The sequence below is a fragment of the Mesorhizobium sp. WSM4904 genome (assembly GCF_029674545.1).
Classification (GTDB): Bacteria; Pseudomonadota; Alphaproteobacteria; order Rhizobiales; family Rhizobiaceae; genus Mesorhizobium.
Genome location: NZ_CP121354.1, coordinates 741991 through 759360 on the forward strand (window position 1 = coordinate 741991; position 17370 = coordinate 759360).

At 65.8% G+C, this 17370-nt stretch carries 17 protein-coding genes; 8 read left to right on the forward strand and 9 right to left on the reverse strand.

Annotated elements, in window-relative coordinates:
* Positions 1 to 208: 208 nt before the first annotated feature.
* The 3 genes from QAZ47_RS03475 to QAZ47_RS03485 are packed head-to-tail and all read left to right on the forward strand — an operon-like array spanning position 209 to position 1844.
* Complete coding sequence (locus QAZ47_RS03475; RefSeq protein WP_278232517.1) at positions 209 to 805, forward strand: NADPH-dependent FMN reductase; 597 nt, start codon at positions 209 to 211, stop codon at positions 803 to 805.
* Entirely contained in the window at positions 805 to 1521 is a 717-nt protein-coding gene (gene pyrF, locus QAZ47_RS03480) for an orotidine-5'-phosphate decarboxylase (protein ID WP_278207780.1), read from the forward strand. The genes QAZ47_RS03475 and pyrF overlap by 1 nt, the downstream gene beginning before the upstream one ends.
* A gap of 35 nt (positions 1522 to 1556) precedes the next feature.
* Positions 1557 to 1844 (forward strand): DUF1330 domain-containing protein, encoded by a 288-nt coding sequence (locus tag QAZ47_RS03485; protein WP_278232518.1) that lies wholly within the window; start codon positions 1557 to 1559, stop codon positions 1842 to 1844.
* Positions 1845 to 2105: 261 nt separating this feature from the next.
* Here the strand turns inward: QAZ47_RS03485 and QAZ47_RS03490 are convergent, their stop codons facing one another.
* The 7 genes from QAZ47_RS03490 to QAZ47_RS03520 all read right to left on the reverse strand — a co-directional run bounded on the left by QAZ47_RS03490 (position 2106) and on the right by QAZ47_RS03520 (position 10028).
* Positions 2106 to 3164: a D-alanine:D-lactate ligase-like protein gene (locus QAZ47_RS03490; RefSeq protein WP_278232519.1), complete on the reverse strand. Its 1059-nt coding sequence runs from the start codon at positions 3162 to 3164 to the stop codon at positions 2106 to 2108.
* Positions 3165 to 3262: 98 nt separating this feature from the next.
* Complete coding sequence (locus QAZ47_RS03495; RefSeq protein WP_278232520.1) at positions 3263 to 4138, reverse strand: SMP-30/gluconolactonase/LRE family protein; 876 nt, start codon at positions 4136 to 4138, stop codon at positions 3263 to 3265.
* Positions 4135 to 4773: a 2-dehydro-3-deoxy-6-phosphogalactonate aldolase gene (locus tag QAZ47_RS03500; protein ID WP_278232521.1), complete on the reverse strand. Its 639-nt coding sequence runs from the start codon at positions 4771 to 4773 to the stop codon at positions 4135 to 4137. Before QAZ47_RS03500 ends, QAZ47_RS03495 begins: the two co-directional genes overlap by 4 nt.
* Positions 4770 to 5705 (reverse strand): 2-dehydro-3-deoxygalactonokinase, encoded by a 936-nt coding sequence (locus QAZ47_RS03505; RefSeq protein WP_278232522.1) that lies wholly within the window; start codon positions 5703 to 5705, stop codon positions 4770 to 4772. The genes QAZ47_RS03500 and QAZ47_RS03505 overlap by 4 nt, the downstream gene beginning before the upstream one ends.
* Complete coding sequence (locus QAZ47_RS03510) at positions 5702 to 6469, reverse strand: SDR family oxidoreductase (protein WP_278232523.1); 768 nt, start codon at positions 6467 to 6469, stop codon at positions 5702 to 5704. The genes QAZ47_RS03505 and QAZ47_RS03510 overlap by 4 nt, the downstream gene beginning before the upstream one ends.
* A gap of 307 nt (positions 6470 to 6776) precedes the next feature.
* Positions 6777 to 8126: an EAL domain-containing protein gene (locus tag QAZ47_RS03515; protein ID WP_278207781.1), complete on the reverse strand. Its 1350-nt coding sequence runs from the start codon at positions 8124 to 8126 to the stop codon at positions 6777 to 6779.
* Positions 8127 to 8234: 108 nt separating this feature from the next.
* Complete coding sequence (locus tag QAZ47_RS03520) at positions 8235 to 10028, reverse strand: GtrA family protein (protein ID WP_278232524.1); 1794 nt, start codon at positions 10026 to 10028, stop codon at positions 8235 to 8237.
* 123 nt (positions 10029 to 10151) lie between these two features.
* Between QAZ47_RS03520 and QAZ47_RS03525 the strand changes: the two genes are divergently transcribed.
* The 5 genes from QAZ47_RS03525 to QAZ47_RS03545 all read left to right on the forward strand — a co-directional run bounded on the left by QAZ47_RS03525 (position 10152) and on the right by QAZ47_RS03545 (position 15656).
* Positions 10152 to 11162 (forward strand): glycosyltransferase, encoded by a 1011-nt coding sequence (locus QAZ47_RS03525; RefSeq protein WP_278205593.1) that lies wholly within the window; start codon positions 10152 to 10154, stop codon positions 11160 to 11162.
* Positions 11162 to 11536 (forward strand): GtrA family protein, encoded by a 375-nt coding sequence (locus QAZ47_RS03530; RefSeq protein WP_278232525.1) that lies wholly within the window; start codon positions 11162 to 11164, stop codon positions 11534 to 11536. The genes QAZ47_RS03525 and QAZ47_RS03530 overlap by 1 nt, the downstream gene beginning before the upstream one ends.
* Positions 11537 to 11615: 79 nt before the next feature.
* Positions 11616 to 12557 carry a glutathione synthase gene (gene gshB, locus QAZ47_RS03535; RefSeq protein WP_278232526.1) on the forward strand — a complete coding sequence of 314 codons (942 nt, stop codon included), beginning with the start codon at positions 11616 to 11618 and terminating at the stop codon, positions 12555 to 12557.
* Between the two features lie 322 nt (positions 12558 to 12879).
* On the forward strand, positions 12880 to 13941 hold the full coding sequence (locus tag QAZ47_RS03540) for a cyclic nucleotide-gated potassium channel (RefSeq protein WP_278232527.1): 1062 nt from the start codon (positions 12880 to 12882) through the stop codon (positions 13939 to 13941).
* A 185-nt stretch (positions 13942 to 14126) separates the two neighbouring features.
* Positions 14127 to 15656: a YifB family Mg chelatase-like AAA ATPase gene (locus tag QAZ47_RS03545; protein ID WP_278232528.1), complete on the forward strand. Its 1530-nt coding sequence runs from the start codon at positions 14127 to 14129 to the stop codon at positions 15654 to 15656.
* A 51-nt stretch (positions 15657 to 15707) separates the two neighbouring features.
* Here QAZ47_RS03545 and QAZ47_RS03550 read toward each other — a convergent pair whose 3' ends face one another.
* Together QAZ47_RS03550 and QAZ47_RS03555 are read right to left on the reverse strand one after the other, a co-directional pair.
* Positions 15708 to 16295 carry a TetR/AcrR family transcriptional regulator gene (locus tag QAZ47_RS03550; RefSeq protein WP_278233767.1) on the reverse strand — a complete coding sequence of 196 codons (588 nt, stop codon included), beginning with the start codon at positions 16293 to 16295 and terminating at the stop codon, positions 15708 to 15710.
* Between the two features lie 131 nt (positions 16296 to 16426).
* The gene (locus tag QAZ47_RS03555) at positions 16427 to 17017 is read right to left on the reverse strand and encodes a DUF308 domain-containing protein (RefSeq protein ID WP_278232529.1); all 591 of its coding nucleotides are present in this window, start codon (positions 17015 to 17017) and stop codon (positions 16427 to 16429) included.
* Between the last annotated feature and the right edge of the window lie 353 nt (positions 17018 to 17370).

Below are 17370 nucleotides of genomic sequence, written 5' to 3' on the forward strand. Positions count from 1 at the left end.
GTTGTGGCGATCCAGAACTCTGCTCCCGCTGCACTCTACGATTGAGGTAACGGAATGGATCCTCGGGTCTTCGCGACGCCGCTTCGCGGCTGCTCCGCCCGTGGATGACGAAGTTCGCAGGTCGCGACCAATCCTCCAACGTTTTCTGATCTCATTGCGTTGATTTGAGGGACCCTTGGCTGTACCTGTCCGAGAACAAGGGTGGCCAATGGCAGTGATCCCAAGAATCCTCGTCTTCGCCGGCTCGGTCCGCACCGGCGCATTCAGCGGCCGGACGGCCGACGTGGCGCAGAAGGAGCTCGCCATGCAGGGCGCCGAGGTGACGCGCATCTCGCTTGGCGACTATCCGCTGCCGATCATGGACGAGGACCTCGAGCAGGAAAAAGGCATTCCCGAAAACGCCGTGAAGCTCGCCCGGCAAATCGCCGATCATGACGGGCTTCTGATCGCGACGCCCGAATATAACGGCTCGATCCCGCCGCTCTTGAAGAATTCGATCGACTGGGTGAGCCGGCTCCGGCGCGACGGCAGCCGCTCGTTCAGGCCGCTTTACGGCAAGCCTGTCGGCCTTTGCTCCTCCTCGGAGGGCAAGTTTGCCGGCATACGCTGCATCAACCATCTGCGCGCGGTTCTGGTGCGCTGCCAGATGGAAGTGATCACGCCGGAATGCTCGGTTTCCAGCGCCAATGAGGCCTTCGCCGAGGACGGACAATTCCGCGACGCCAGACTGCAGCAATCGATGGAGCGCCTATGCCGTACACTGATCGAAACCTCGCGCATGCTGTCGGTGCGGATCGAGGCCTGATGCATCCGGTCGAGACCTTGCACGCCAAGTCCATGCAAGAGAGGCTGATCGTCGGCCTCGACGTGCCGACTCTGCAGGAAGCCGAGAAGGCGGTGCGCGAGCTCGAAGGCGTCGTCTCCTTCTACAAGATCGGCTATCAGCTCGCCTTTGCCGGCGGGCTCGATTTCGCACGCGAGCTGGTGAGCGGCGGCACCAAGGTCTTCCTCGACATGAAGCTGCTCGACATCGACAACACCGTGGCCAAGGGGGTCGAGAACATCGTCAGGATGGGGGTCTCGATGCTGACGCTGCATGCCTATCCCAAGGCCATGAGGGCGGCGGTCGAGGCGGCCAAAGGCAGCGATCTCTGCCTGCTCGCGGTGACCGTGCTGACCTCGATGGACGAGCAGGACATGATCGATGCCGGCTACGAATATGATCCGCACACGCTGGTTCTGCGGCGCTCCGAACAGGCGCTGCATGCCGGCATGGGCGGCATCGTCTGCTCGGCCGAGGAGGCTTCCGCCGTGCGGCGGATCGTCGGGCCCGACATGGCGGTGGTGACGCCAGGCATAAGGCCGGCGGGCAGCGACCACGGCGACCAGAAGCGCGTCGTGACGCCGGCGCAGGCGATCCGCAACGGCTCCAGCCACCTCGTCGTCGGCCGGCCGATCGTCGCGGCGCCGGACCGGCGCACGGCGGCCGAGGATATCCTGGCCGAAATGTGCTCGGCATAGGCTGGTCCGCGCGCGAAACAAACAGGGAGAAAAGAATGCCAAAGGGATATTGGATCGCCCGCGTCGATGTGCGCGACCCGGAGGGCTACAAGGATTATGTCGCCGCCGCCAAGCTCGCCTTCGACCGCTTCGGCGCGAAATTCCTGGCGCGCGGCGGCGAGCACGAGAAGGCCGAGGGGCCAGGCCGGGCGCGCAACGTGATCATCGAGTTCGAATCGCTTGCGGCAGCGCATGAGTGCTACCACTCGCCGGAATATCAGCGTGCCGTCGCCATCCGCCAGAAGGTAGCCGACGGCGAGATCGTGCTGGTCGAGGGGGTGTAGTTCGCCGGCGCAGGGTTGGCACCCTGGAAATTGGCCGAAACGCCCATCTTTGTCGTCATCCACGGGTGGAGCAAGGAGCGAAGCGACGCGCGCAGACCCGAGGATCCTGTGACTTCAACGCGCCGCTACGGTCCAGAATTCTGCTCCGCTGCACTCCACGGCCGAGGTAACGGCATGGATTCCAGGGGCTGCGCCGCGTCGCTTCGCTCCTTGCTCCGCCCTGGAATGACGAAGTTGTTAGGTCTCAGCCAATCATGAGTGTCACGACCTCAACCGGTTCGCCGCCGTCTCGGCCATCGCGTCGGCGAGGCTCATGCCCCATTGCCTGCGGCAATAGTCGCGAAAATCGAAGCAGGGCAGACCGGGGCAGACTTCGAACTCGATGAGATGGATGGTGTCGTCCGCCTCGACCCTGAGATCGATCGAGAAGACATCCCGCAGGCCAAGCCCGGCGATCAGCTTTTGCGCCATGGCGCGGATCGCCTGGTCGGCCGCCGGCTGGCTGGCGGCGACCGGCTCGAGTTCCGGCTCGGCATAGATGCCGGCGTCCCTGGCGGCCTGGCCGATGTCGCCATAGAGCGCCATCGAGTCGGCCATCGTCTGGAAATCGCCGCCGGTCTCGACGAAGGCGATGCCGAGCGCCTCGACGCCGGTCTGAGGCTTCAACCCGAGGAAGCTTGCCCGCACATTGCGGCCGGCGACATAGGGTTGGACGACGACATCGTCGCGATAGTGGGCAAAAATACGCCGGCTAAGCTCCAGCGCGTGGCTGAGATCGGTGATGCGCGAATCGGGCCAGATGCCGATCTTGGCGCCGAGCCGGTTGGGCTTGACGAACCAGCCGGCGGCCGAGGCCGGCGGCTCGACCAGCCACGTGCCGTTGCGCGCCAGGCCGGCCGGCGGCACCGGCAGGCCGAGCGCCGCGAGCACGGCGCCGGAGCGGAACTTGTCCTGGCAGAGCGCGAACAGCGAATCGTCGGCGCCGATGGTGCGCAGCCCGTTCAGCCGCGCCATGGCGGGCGCTGCACCGCCGCGGAAATAGGCGACGCCGTCGGTCAGCGTCCAGACCAGCGTCGCCTGCGGATCGGCCTTCGCCAGCACCGCAGCCGCATCGTCCAGCTCGACGGCCATGAAAGCGAGGCCGCGCCTTTCGCAGGCGGCGGCGAGCCGGCCGAATTCCGGCGCGAGATCCGTCGACTGCGCCAGATAGGACGAAATTTCGGTGGCGCGTTCAGCCGGATAGCCGTCGGCGACGAGCCGGTCGAAACAAGCCTTCTCCGACTCATGGACGAGAATCAGCGTCGGCTGGCTGTGCGGCATGGAATGGACGGCTCCGGCAAATCAGGTGCTACCATCGCATGGCTGGCGCGGCCGGCTTGCGGGAAACCGACCGGGCCAGGCAATAATCCGCCAGCCGCTCAGGCGATCAGCACCCGCGGCTCGAAGCGACCTTTGACCGGAATATCGAGCAGGAAGGTCATGCCGGCCTGCGGGTCGAGAGCGCGCTGCTTGTCGTCCTTGCCCTTCCAGGCCGACGTCACGGCGATGCGGTCGCCCTTCTGGCCGACAAAGGCGGGGCATGAGGGCTGCGACACCGGCATCGGAATCTCGCGCAGCAGCGTGCCGTCGGGCGAATAGGCCTTCACCGCCTTGCCGCCCCAGACCGCGTTCCACAGCACGCCGTCGCTGTCGACGACCGACCCGTCGACATAGCCTTTCTGCGAGCGATGATCGACGAAGACTTTCGGCTCGCCTTTCGGCAAGCCTGTCGCCGGATCGCAGGCGACGCGCATCAGAAGTCCGGTTGCCGTATCAGTGTAATAGGCAATCGCTCCGTCCTCGGAAAAGCAGATCGAATTGGAGACGGTGATGTCCGAGAACAGCCGGCGCAATTCGCCCTTGAAGAACCAGTAGATCGAGCCGGCGCCCTTGCCCTCGGCCTTGCCCATCGTACCGGTCCAGAAGGCGCCGCTTGGGTGGACGCGGGAATCATTGGAGCGGGTAAGCGGATTGTCGGCTTCGATCGGCGTGTGCAGCGTCAGCTTGCCGGTCTTGACGTCCCTGACCTGCAGGCCGACTTCCGTGGCGATCAGCTGGCGGGCATCGTCGATGACGGCGATGGCGCTGGCCATGACGCCAAGATCATGGATTTTCAGCGCGCCGGCGAGCGGCTTTTCCAGGAGCTTGCCGTTGACGATGTCGAACCAGAACAGCGTGTCGGCGGCGGGATCGTAGCTCGGGCCTTCGCCAAGCTCGCAAATGTGGTCGCTGAGAACCGAAACGCTGTCCATCATTGCCCTCCGAAGGCTTCGTCCCAGGCGGCGACCGCGGCGCGGGCGCGCTGCGCCACGTCCTCGACGCCGGCGCCCGGCTTGTAGAGGCTGGATCCCAGGCCGAACACGCTGACGCCGACCGCCCTGTAGCCGGCAAAATCCTTGTCGGAAACGCCGCCGACGGCGCCGATCAAGATCGTTGCCGGCAGCACCGCGCGGACCGCCGCTATGCCGCCGGCGCCGAGCACGCTCGCCGGAAAGAATTTGAGCGCCGAGGCGCCGAGCCGGATCGCCTGGAAAGCTTCCGTGGGCGTGAACACGCCCGGCATCGTCACCATGCCGTGATGCATCGCGCGACCCATCACCTCGGCATCGATGTTGGGGCTGACCAGCAGCCGGCCGCCGGCCTTGTGCAAGGCATCGACATCGGCGGCCGTCAGCACCGTGCCGGCGCCGACCAGCGCGGTCTTGGGCAACGCCTCAACGATGCTGGCGATGGAGACGAACGGTTCCGGCGAGTTCAGCGGCACCTCGATCGCCTCGATGCCGGCATCATGGACCGCCTTGCCGATCGCTACCGCTTCGCCCGGCTTCAGCCCGCGCAGGATGGCGACGAGACCGCGTTTCAATTTCGGAAAAGGCGCAGTCTGCGTCACGCGACACCTCCAATCATGCCATTTTCGCGCACGGCCTCGACGAGGCCGGCGCGCACCGCTTCATCCGCATCGACGATCCGGAAGGCAAGGCCGGCGAGCCCGAGAGCGACAGCGTAGAGCGCGGCCAGCGCGCCGGAGGCGATCAACACCACCGGCGCCTCGCTGGCGCCATAGCGGCGCTTGGCCGAAGCGATCTCGCCGCCGATCAAGAGACCGGACAGGCAGGCCGCCGCCTCGTCTGACTTCAAATCCTGCAGCAGCCCGGCGGCGCGGATCGCGAACAGTTTCGAGGTGACGTCGCCGCCCTCGCCCAGCGCCTGGCCGCACCACTGGCGGAAAAACGGGCTGTCCGACGCGACGGGCGCCGGATGCTCGCCCAGCGAATGCTTCAGGATCGAATGCGCGGCAAGCACCGAAAACAGCTCGCCCGTCGGCCAGGTTCCGAAACCGGCGACCGCGCCGTCCTCGACCGCGACCCATTTCGAATGGGTGCCCGGCATGCAGACGAGATGGCGACCCTTTGCCGGCAAACCGGCGCCGGCAAGCTGCGTTTCCTCGCCGCGCATGACATCCGGCGCGTCGGCCAGGCGCTGGGCGAGGCCCGGAACGATGCGGATGTCGCGGCTCGAGCCTTCGATGCGGGCAGCGCCTGCAAGGATGGCGCCGATCGGCGCCGGCACGGCGACATAGGGCGCCTCGATCCAGCCCTGGCGGGAACCCGCCATGCCGCAGATGATGACGGGCAAGGCCTCCGGCGCGCCCATGGCGGCGAGATGGCCTTCAAGCACCTTGGCAAAGCCTTTTTCGCGCGCAGTGATCAGCCCGTCGTCGCCGCGCCGCTCCGCTAGCACATGGCCTGCGGCATCGAGCAGCCAAGCCCTGAGCCTCGTCGTGCCCCAGTCGAGGGCGGCGACCGCCGGCGCGCCGCTCACAGCACGCCTCCGTCGACGATCAGCATCTGCGCCGTCAGCATGCGCGAGGCATCCGAGGCCAGGAACAGCACCGTGCCGACGATGTCGTCCGGCTGCATGACTTGCTTGATGCATTGCTTGGCGACATGGGCGGCAAGCGCCTCCTCGGTGACCCAAAGTTCGCGCTGGCGCTCGGTGATCACCCAGCCTGGCGCAACCGCGTTGACGCGGATGCCGTCGGCGCCGAGCTTGCCGGCAAGGCCCTTGGTGAGGCCGAGTATGCCCGCCTTGGCGGCGGTGTAGGCCGGCAGGTCGGGGTGGTTGATGAGATAGGACGTGGAGCTGAAGTTGATGATCGAGCCGCCGCCGGCGCGCTTCATGCCCGGCGCCACCGCCTGGGCGGTGAAGAAATGCGGCCGCAGGTTGATGGCAAGATTGTTGTCCCAGAACTCGACCGTGACGTCCTTCACCTCATGGCGGTCATCGAGAGCGGCATTGTTGACGAGCGCCGTGACGTCGCCATGCGCCTTTGCCGCCTTGGCCACCGCGGCGCGCAGCGCCTCGACGTCGCGCAGGTCGGTCTTGAGGTAGAGCGGCCGCCGGCCGAGCTGCTTTTCGAGGCGGTCGGCGAGCGTCGTGCTGGACTTGTCGGCGATGTCGATGAAGGCGACCTTGGCGCCCTGCCGCATGAAGCCCTCGGTCAGCGCCGCGCCGATGCCGGAACCGCCGCCGGTGATCAGCACCGAAGCGCCGTCGAGGTCGGCGAAACGCGCCGATGGCATCATGATTTCTTTCTCCCTTTGGCCGGCGCGCATCCTAGCCATGCCGGCCCCCGGGGCAAGGGAGAAAAGGCGAATTCAGTAGCTTATGTCCGACAAATGATATCTGCACCTCCTCCCCGGAAGCAGCTCAAGGTTTGTTGAGATTCATGTCAGGCCGAGTCGAAAATGGTGGCATCCGAGAACCGGCCTATGCCGGCTGCAGCCTTAATTTAGCTGCCAAACCATTCGTGAATGCTTCGGCCGGCGAAGGCCGGAAGCGCAGGAGGCCGCCATTTGCAGACCGGCCTCACCTGAATATCAACAGACGTTGTCAGATCGCCTTGGCATGCAGCGCGCCGCGGTAGGAATCGCGAAGGTAGCCGAGCGTGGCGTCGGCATCGACCGGCTTGCCGAACAGGTAGCCCTGGCCACCGGCGCAGCCGAACTGGACGAGGCGGTCGGCCTGCGCTTCCTCCTCGATCCCTTCGGCCACGACATCCATGCCGAGCCCTTCGCACATGGCGAGGATGGCGCGGATGATGTGTTCGGAGGGCCGGTCGTCGAGGATGGAGGAGACGAAGGCGCGGTCGATCTTGAGCTTGTCGAAATGGAATTCGCGCAGCCGCCCGAGCGAGGACTGGCCGGTGCCGAAATCGTCGAGCGAGACGCGGATGCCGACCCGGCGCAGATCCTCGACGATCTTCTCGGCCGAAGCCGGATCGGTCATCAGGCCGGTTTCGGTGATCTCGATCTCCAGCCGGCGCGGATCGAAGCCGGTGCGATCGAGGATGGCGAGGATATGCAGGCCGGTGTTCTGGTCGACCAGCTGCGAGGGCGACAGGTTGAAGGACAAGAACAAGTCCTTCGGCCAGCTGCGGGCCGATTCGGTCGCCTTGCGCAGCACCAGTTGCGACAGCGGGCCGATGATGCCGCGCTCCTCGGCGATGGGAATGAAGACGTTCGGCGGCACCATGCCGAGATCGCGGTCGGTCCAGCGGGCCAGGGTCTCGAAGCCGATGGTGCGGCGACTGTTGAGATCGACGATGGGCTGGAAATGCGGCTCGACCTCGCCGGCCGAGACGGCACGGCGCAGCGCCTGCTCGATGCGGGTGACGCGTTTTGCGGCCTCCTCCATCTCGCGGGTGTAGACGACGACCCGGCCACGGCCCGAGCGCTTGGCGTGGTAAAGCGCGGTCTCGGCCTTGTTGATCAGGATCTCGGTGGTCTCGTCGCCGGAATAGAACAGCGAGCAGCCGACCGAGGCCGACAATCTCGCGGTGCGCTCGCCGACGTCATAGGGCGCCGACAGGATCTCGATCAGCATGCGCGACTTCTCGGCCGCCTGCTCCTCGCTGAACACCATCGGGTAGAGGAAGGCGAACTCGTCGGCGCCGATGCGGCAGACGGTGGAATAGCCGTCCATCGAGGCGCGCAGGCGCATCGCCACCTGGATCAGGATGTCGTCGCCAGCCTTGTGGCCGAACAGGTCGTTGATCGGCTTGAAACCGTCGAGATCGAGGATGCCGACCGTGAAGGGCGCGGGATCGTCGGCGCGGTCGCTGATCAGGCGATCGACCTTGTCGAAGAAGCGACGATGGTTGCCAAGTCCGGTCAGCGGATCGGTGAAGGCCAGATCCGTGTTTTCCCTGCCTGGCTGCCCGGTGCCAAACGTCGTTTGCATCATGTCCCTGTTGTGATCGCGGTATTTATCCTCAGACTGGCAGCAAAGCGTTTAGGAAAAGTATCGGAAAATCGATTTTTCGAGCGCTCGCCGGAGTCTGCGCGACGCTTAGCCGGCTCGCCTGACGCGATAGACTTCGATCGGGCTGGCTTTGGTCTCGGCGACCGGCTCGAGCCAGTCCGGAACGCTGCCTTGAAGCAGGTCGGAAAGGAGGCCGCGCGGTGCCTTTTTGACCAGCATCACGCTTTCGAAGCTGCCGCGGCAGATCGCCACGAGGCCGACGCGATGCGCCTCCACGATCTTGCGCGCCTCGTCCGGCGTGCCGAGAAACGCGTCCAGCACCAGAAGATTGCCGGCGACATTGCGATGATAGGGGCCGGCGAAGACGCGATGCCCGGAGAAGGCCAGGATCGGCGACCCGATGTCGGAGGGGGCGAGCACGGCGGTTTCGGGCATGCGGCCAAGCGCCGCGAAGCTGGCGTCCTTCCCGCAATCCCTGTCGATGTCGCCGGCGTCCGCGACGGGCGCTTTTTTTTCCAATGCCGTCGAGGTCGCCGCGGCGGCGCCCATCCAGACCGGATTGATCGACACAAGCCAGACCGCGGCGAGACGCATGGCGACGGCGAGCGAGGAATTGTTCTGCGCCCGCGCGCGCCATGTCGCGATCCAGGCGGACAGCGGGATCACGGCAAGGGCGATCGAGAATGTCGAGCCGCGCACCTGCCAGGCGGCAACGCCGAAGGCGACGAGAAGCAGCGCGGCAACGAGACTGTCCTGACGGCGCCAACCGCCGCGACCGAAACGCCGCGCCATCAGGACGATCGCCACCAGCGGCGTCGCGTAGCGCGCCGCCACCAGCGCCGGCGTATCGACAATCAGCGCGAACAGCGACTGGGCTTCGCTGATGTGGTCCAGCCACAACTCCTTGAGGCGCGGATCGAGGTCGGCATAAGGCGAGGCCAGGCATTGCGGGAACAGCGCGAGCGTGACCAGGCCGACGGCCACGGCCAGCATGGCGAGCGACAACAGACGGTGCCACCGGCTTCGCGCGGTGAATTCGACCGAAGCGATGGCCGAAAGCCCGACGCCGGCGATGGCGGCGACAACGAACTGCACGGTCGAGAAGGCGTCGCATTGCGCCTCGCCCCATGCCGAGGCCGGGACGGTGGCGAGGAAGACAAGACTCGATACGCCGGCGAAGCCTAAACCGAAATCCCTGGCGATCCCGCGCTCGCCGCTCGCGTCGGCGACGAAAAGCAGCGATACGCAGACGCCGATGGTGGCGACATAGGGAACGGTTTCCATGCCGACGGCGAGCGTCAGCGCCGCGCAGAGGCCGGAAAACAGCGCTGCCGCCCGGTGGACCGGGGCCTCGAGCAGCAAAGCGAGGCTCGCCATGGTCAGCATCAGCTGGACATTATGGTGGTCGAGCGCGCCCGGCGAATAGATGCCGAGGAACTGATAGCCGGCAGCGCCGACGATGACGGAAGGCAAGACAGCGCTGCGGCCGGCGAATGCGCGCGCCGCGCGGATGGTGAAGAACAGCGCCGAGCAGAACAGCAGCGTCGGCCAGAGCACCTGCGCGATCTCCTCCGCGAGAGGCCTGCTGCCGGTCAGCGCGGAGGCGGCCAGAATGATGGCGGCGATCGGTGTGTCGACCAGCCTGGACCAGTGCATGACGAAGCCGCCCTCGAGGCCCATCCTGTACTGGTGCAGGTCGAACCAGCCCTGGCCGTTGAGCAGATCGCGAACCTCGACCAGCCGCATCAGATTGTCGTTGTCGACATCGGCCAGCGCGCTGAAGCCCATCCATGCGTTGAACGCGAAGGCAGCCAGCGTTGCCAGTAACGCCAGCATGAAATCGAACTTCCAGGTGGCGGCGCCGTCCTTGGCTGCGCTCATGGTCGAGGCCTTTGGAGCTAGAGGCTTAAACCTAGCCTTAACGGCTTCAATAAATAGTAAAGCGGCCCTGAGATGCCGGCATTGGCGCGGCCGGAGGGCTCAAGCCGGGCACCGGAGACAGACATGCCGCACGAAGTCCGCAACGAACCGGCGATCGCCGTGCTGCTGCCTTGCTACAATGAGGAGCTGACGATCGGCGAGGTCGTGCGGCGTTTCCGCGAGACCCTGCCGTCAGCGTCGATCTATGTCTACGACAACAATTCCAAGGACCTGACCGCGCTCAAGGCCCGCGCCGCCGGCGCGATCGTCGTGCGCGAACCGCGGCAGGGCAAGGGCAATGTCGTGCGCCGCATGTTCGCCGACATCGAGGCCGACATCTATGTGATGGCCGACGGCGACGGCACCTATGCGCCGGAGGATGCGCCGCAGCTGATCAACGTCCTGCAGACGGAGCGCTCCGACATGGTGGTGGGCACCAGGCGCGGCGTGACCGACGACGCCGGCCGCTCCGGCCACGCCTTCGGCAACCGCATCTTCAACCGGCTCTACAAGGGCCTGTTCGGCGCCGATTTCACCGACATCTTTTCCGGCTACCGGGTCTTTTCGCGGCGCTTCGTCAAGAGCTTCCCGGCGGTTTCCGGCGGCTTCGAGATCGAGACCGAAATGTCGGTCCATGCCTCGCAGCTCAAGCTGCCGGTGAGCGAGATGGCGCTCGACTACGGCCGCCGCCCGGAAGGTTCTTCGTCGAAGCTGTCGACCTTCCACGACGGCGCCAGGATTCTGTGGATGTTCGCCATGCTGATGAAGGAGACGCAGCCGCTGCGCTTCTTCGGCACATTCGCCCTGTTCTTCCTGGCGGCCAGCATCGGCCTGATGATACCGGTGCTGATCGAGTTCGCCGAGACGGGGCTGGTGCCGCGCATGCCGACCTGGGTGCTGTCGGTCGGCATGCTGCTCTTGTCCATGCTGTCGATGGTGACCGGGCTGATCCTCGATTCCGTGTCGCGCGGCCGGGCCGAGCAGAAGCGCATCTTCTATCTTTCGATCCCCTCCGGCCGCGGCGAGCGCCGCGCAGGCGCCAACGGGCAGGCACCGCTTAAGGGTGAGGCAGGCAAGGCCTCGCGGGCGGCCTGATGGGCCGGCTTACCCGCTTCGTCCTTGCCGGCGGCATCGGCTTCGTCGCCGACGCGGTCGCGCTCTGGCTGCTGCTTGCCGTCACGCCGCTCGGGCCGCTGGCGGCGCGCGTGCTTTCGATCGGCTTTGCGCTCACCGTCACCTGGCAGTTCAACCGGCACCTGACCTTCGCGCCGTCGAGCCGGGGCATCGCGCAGGAGGGCGTGCGCTATGGCGGCGTCGGTGTCGCCACCAGCATCGTCAACTATCTCGTCTATTGCGCCTTCCTGTTCGCGCTGCCGGCCCTGCCGCCGCTAGCGGCGCTGGCGGTCGCCTCGATCGTCGCCATGGCGCTGTCCTTCCTCGGCTATTCCCGACTGGTCTTCGACCGCTGAGCTTCTGCACCAAGCGAGCACGATTGGCAGACGCCGCCGATTTCCTTATATCGGCGGCAGAGCTCACCGGAGACTGCAGATGCCGCTGAAGATCGCCGTCCAGATGGACCATGTCTCCACCGTGTCGATCGTCGGCGACACGAGCTTCGCGCTGTCGCTGGAAGCGCAGCGGCGCGGCCACAAGCTCTTCCACTACACGCCCGATCGACTGTCGATGCTGGGCGGCAAGGTGTTCGCGCGCGTCGAGGAGATGCAGGTGCGCGACGAGAAGGGCAACCACTATTCGCTGGGCGAGCCGGTGCGCACGGATCTGTCGGAGATGGACGTGGTGCTGCTCAGGCAGGATCCGCCCTTCGACATGAACTACATCACCACCACGCATATCCTGGAACGCATCCATCCGAAGACGCTGGTGGTCAACGACCCGGCCTGGGTGCGCAACAGCCCGGAAAAGATCTTCGTCACCGAATTTCCGGAGCTGATGCCGGAGACGCTGATCACCAAGGACCCCCGGGAAGTGGCCGCCTTCCGCAGGGAGTTCGGCGACATCATCGTCAAGCCGCTCTACGGCAATGGCGGCGCCGGCATCTTCCATCTGCAGGAGGCCGACCGCAACCTTGCCTCGCTGCTCGAAATGTTCGGCCAGCTGTTCCGCGAGCCCTATATCGTGCAGCGCTACCTCAAGGATGTACGCAAGGGCGACAAGCGCATCATCCTGATCGACGGCGAGCCCGTGGGCGCCATCAACCGCGTGCCGGCCGAGCACGACTCGCGCTCCAACATGCATGTCGGCGGCCGCGCCGAGAAGACCGAGCTGACGGAGCGCGAGCGCGAGATCTGCGCCCGCATCGGCCCAGCGCTCAGGGAACGCGGCTTCATCCTCGTCGGCATCGACGTGATCGGCGACTGGATGACCGAGATCAACGTGACCTCGCCGACCGGCATTCGCGAAGTGCAGCGTTTCGGTGGAGCCGACATCGCCAGCCTGTTCTGGGATTGCGTGGAAGACAAAAGGCGATAGCAGCGCCTCCGGTTCACGAAACGGCGAACAGCGCTATCTGACGGAGACCTGCTTCGCGCTGAAGTTGCTCTCAGCCGGCCTGACGTGCTGCTCGGCGCTCATCACCCCCGATACAGACGAAGCGCTCCTTGCCTTGCACCCAGGCGTCGTGGCCTGGGCGATATCGTGCAGGGCGCGCCCTGCGTGGACGCCTCGCGGGTTCCGTCATCCGTCTTGAGGACCGGCTTCATACATTCGGATCGTTTCGCAGCGACAGCAAGCACCTTTGCGCTTGCCTCGAAGGCATCTATTTTGGAGGGCAGTCGCGGCTAGTGGGCAAAGAATGTCGGTACTGTCTTCCTCAAGACTCTACATGCCGCTCAACGCGGTGCTGGCCGCGCCCGGGCTTCTGGCGGTGGCTGCGCTCACGATACCGGACATGTCCGGATCTGGCAGACTGGCTCTGGCTGCCGTGCTCGCGGTCATTTGGGGCGCCTATCTTCTGCAGATGGCAGCGACGCTGCTCAAGCGCCGGGCGGGAGACGTTCGGACGCCGACAATCGCCATCGATGTGCTCGCGGTCTTGGTTCCACTCGTCGCATTTCTGCTCGTCGGCGGGCCCGACTGGAGCCTCTATTGTGCCGTCTGGCTGCTGAAGCCGCTGCGCGACTCGACTTTCTTTCCGCTGCTGGGCAGGGTTCTGACCAACGAAGCGCGAAACCTGATCGGCGTCACCACCGTCTTCGGCGTCGTTCTGTTCGGTGTCGCGCTCGCGGCCTATGTCATCGAGCGCGACATCCAACCGGAAAAGTTCGGCAGCATTCCCCAGGCGATGTGGTGGGCTGTGGTCACGCTGTCCACCACCGGCTATGGCGACGCCATTCCGCAAAGCTTCGCCGGACGCGTCCTTGCCGGGCTGGTCATGATGAGCGGCATCGGCATCTTCGCGCTCTGGGCTGGCATTCTGGCCACCGGCTTCGCTCAAGAAGTCCGTCGCGGGGATTTCGTCCGCAATTGGCAATTGGTCGCCGCCGTGCCGTTGTTTCAGAGGCTCGGCCCGGCCGCGCTGGTCGAGATCGTGCGCGCGCTACGACCTCGCATCGTGCCGGCGGGCGCCGTGATCTGCCGCAGTGGCGAGCCTGGTGATCGGATGTTCTTCGTCGTGGAGGGGCGCGTCAGCGTCGCGACACCGAAGCCGGTGGAGCTTGGCCCTGGCGCCTTTTTCGGCGAGATGGCGCTGATCACCGGCGAACCGCGCATGGCGACCGTCAGCGCCACAACGGCGGTTTCGTTGCTGTCGCTGCACTCGGCGGATTTCCAGATGCTGTGCAGCAGCAGCCCGGAGATCGCGGAAGTCATCCGCAAGACCGCGCTCGAACGGCGCGGCGCCGCACCGATGGCTTGACCGTACCAGCTGCGCAGCGCCGGATTGCGTATCACCTCGGCCCCAGGATCGTCGCTGGGCGGCGCCCGCCCTTGTGTTCCCGTAATGTTCTTGCGCGCTGCGCAAATCTGTGGTTGTCTAACCCGACTTCGCTCGCGGCTTGATCGCAAAGCCGCGCGCGAGTCTGTATCGGGGGCTCGGTAAAGATGGTGGCGCGGGTTCGCACGGTGGCTTTCCAGGGCATCGAGGCCGTGCCGGTCGATGTCCAGGTGATGGTAGCACCTGGCAAGGTCGGCATGCAGATCGTCGGGCTGCCGGACAAGGCGGTGGCCGAGAGCCGCGAGCGCGTGCAGGCGGCGCTCCATGCGTCGGGCCTGTCGATGCCGTCGAAGAAGGTGACGGTGAACCTTGCGCCGGCGGACCTGCCCAAGGAAGGCAGCCATTACGACCTGCCGATCGCGCTTGGATTGATGGCAGCACTCGGCGCCATTCCCGGCGACATGCTGGCCGGCTATGTCGTGCTCGGCGAGCTGTCGCTCGACGGCACCATCACGGCGGTGGCCGGCGCGCTGCCGGCGGCGATCGGCGCCAATGCCGAAAGCAAAGGCCTGATCTGCCCCTTCGCCTGCGGGCCGGAGGCAGCCTGGGCCGGCAAGGATTTCGACATACTGGCGCCGCGCAGCCTGATCGCCGTCGCCAATCATTTTCGCGGCACGCAGGTGCTGTCGCGGCCAGAGGCCGGCATCCAGGTCGCGGCGCGCGACCTGCCGGACCTCGCCGACATCAAGGGCCAGGAAAGCGCCAAGCGGGCGCTGGAGGTGGCGGCCGCCGGCGGTCACAACCTCCTTATGGTCGGCCCTCCAGGCTCCGGCAAGTCGATGCTGGCGCAGCGCCTGCCCTCGATCCTGCCGCCGCTGGCGCCGAAGGAATTGCTCGAAGTCTCGATGATCGCTTCCGTCGCCGGCGAGCTCGGCGAAGGTAAGCTGACGGATCGGCGGCCGTTCCGCGCCCCGCATCATTCGGCCTCGATGGCGGCGATGGTGGGCGGCGGCTTGCGGGCGCGGCCGGGCGAGGTGTCGCTCGCCCATCACGGCGTGCTTTTCCTCGACGAGTTCCCGGAATTCACGCCGCAGACGCTGGACGCGCTGCGCCAGCCGCTGGAGACCGGCGACTGCGTGATCGCGCGCGCCAACCACCGCGTCACCTACCCGGCGCGCATCCAGCTGGTGGCGGCGATGAACCCATGCCGCTGCGGCATGTCGGGCGAACCCGGCTATCGCTGCCTGCGCGGCGAGCGCTGCCGCACCGAATACCAGGCGCGCATTTCCGGCCCGCTGCTCGACCGCATCGATCTTCGGATCGAAGTGCCGGCGGTCTCGGCGAGCGACCTGATCCGGCCCGACCGCGCCGAGACGAGCGCGGCGGTGGCGCAGCGCGTGGCCCGCGCCCGGACCCTGCAGCGCGAGCGGCTCGAGAGCCTGGGCGCGTCCGTGACCACCAACGCGCATTGCCCGCCTGCGATCATCGAGGAAATCGCCAAGCCCGACGCGGCCGGGCTGACGCTGCTCAAGGACGCCAGCGAGAAGCTCGCTTTCTCGGCGCGGGCCTATCATCGCGTGCTCAAAGTGGCACGCACGCTGGCCGACCTCGACGCCAGCGAAACCGTGGGCCGCATCCATCTCGCCGAGGCGATTTCCTACCGGATGAGCGCGGAGCGGATGGCGCAGGCAGCGTAATCAAGGAACCTGCAAGGAGGCCCGGTCCGTTTCTCCGCCCCGAGTTCCTCTTCAACCGGCCTCGGGGATCAGCTTCTGTAGTGTCGGCGCCATGATCGTGGCGAAAGCCGCTGTATCGCCATAGGCTCGCGCGGAAAGCATCGCCCCGTGAACGGTCGCCATGAAGGCCTCCGCCTCGACGCGCGGCACGGCGGAAATTGCCAGTGTGCCTTGCGCGGCGCCGCGCTCGATGACGCCGGTCAGCCAACCCGAGAGAAACTGAAAATACGCCCGGACTTCCACGGCAACCTCGGGCGGAAGGGCCGGAAGCTCGCTAGCGAGCAGTGCGCAGACGCAGAACGGCCGGCTCGCGTCCTCAATGCAGCGAGCCCAGAAGCCGGCGTAGGTTCGAAGCAATTCAGGCGGCTCAGGCACGTTGCGCTCAAGCTCCGCCATGCCTGTGACGGCATCCTCCAGGTAGCGCCTGACCAGGGTTTGCACCAGGTCGACCTTGCTGGGGAAATGATGGTGGATGCTGGCCTTGCGGATACCGATTACCTCGGCGATATCGGCGTAGCTGAACCCGTTATAGCCGCCGGCGACGATGAAGCTTCGCGCGGCGGCCAGGATGCCATCGGCAGTGTTCGAGGGCTTGTTCATAGACATGCCAAGAGCAATTCCAGGAAAAGTGTATAGCGGTTGTCCGTCCGAAATTGCGTAAAAACAAATGGTGGAGCAGTTCAGCGTTTCCGTGAAACGATGAACTGCTCTAACGTCCGGCGGAGAAAACCTCAACTCACGGCCCGCGGCGACTTGCGAAGGGCGCCGCCGACCGACAGCCACACGGCGGACACGAGGAAGTAGAAGGCGCCGAAAGCGGCATAGGGCGCAACATTGGCGATGCCAATGGCCTCCATGCCCGACGCCATCTTTACGAAGAACAAGCCCGCCAGCGCCGATTGGGCGCCGCTCAGGATCATCGCCCATTGGGCGCCGTTGATTTTCCAGCGGCGCACCGCGGTCAGCAGCTGAAGCGCGCCGGAGACGACGGCCCAGACACCATAGACCGCAAGCACCGCGCTCATGCTGCGGCCAAGCGCGGCGGCAACGGCAATCGCGGTGATGATGCTGACGACCAAGTTGAGCAGCTGCGACTTGTTGCGGCCGAGCCCGCCGCTGCGCTGCGCGTCGAGATAATTCGCAAGCGCGTCCCAGGCAGGGTAGGCCACCAGCATGACGGCAGCGAGCGGTGAGCCGGTCTTCGCGACGGTGAGGGCCGCCGCGACCCAGGCAGCCGATACGGCAAACCGCAGATAATAATAGTTTTTGAGCCACGCGTTTGAAGACAGGGCACGGCTTTGATCATTCATTTGTGCAGACATGATGAGATCTCTCGTTTGAACTACCTACCAACTAGTAGGTAGATGACAGATCGTCAAGGCGCCGCCGATCACCTCGACATGTCATCTATGTGATCGATCGTTTCGCGCGCATTCCGGCCGATGCACCGGCCAATAGCGTGCATGGCAGCTTGGCGCATGCATTGTCTTATGCTGCGCTGGTCGACCCCCACTCCGTCTCGGCTTCGCCGAGCCACCTCTCCCCCGATCGACGGGGTAGAGGAAAGGCGCCAAGCCTTTTGCCGTCAACGCTCGTCCAGCAAGGCTCCCTTCCTTTCCCTCCGGAGGGGGGAAAGGTGGCGCTGCGAAGCAGCGACGGATTGGGGGAACCACGT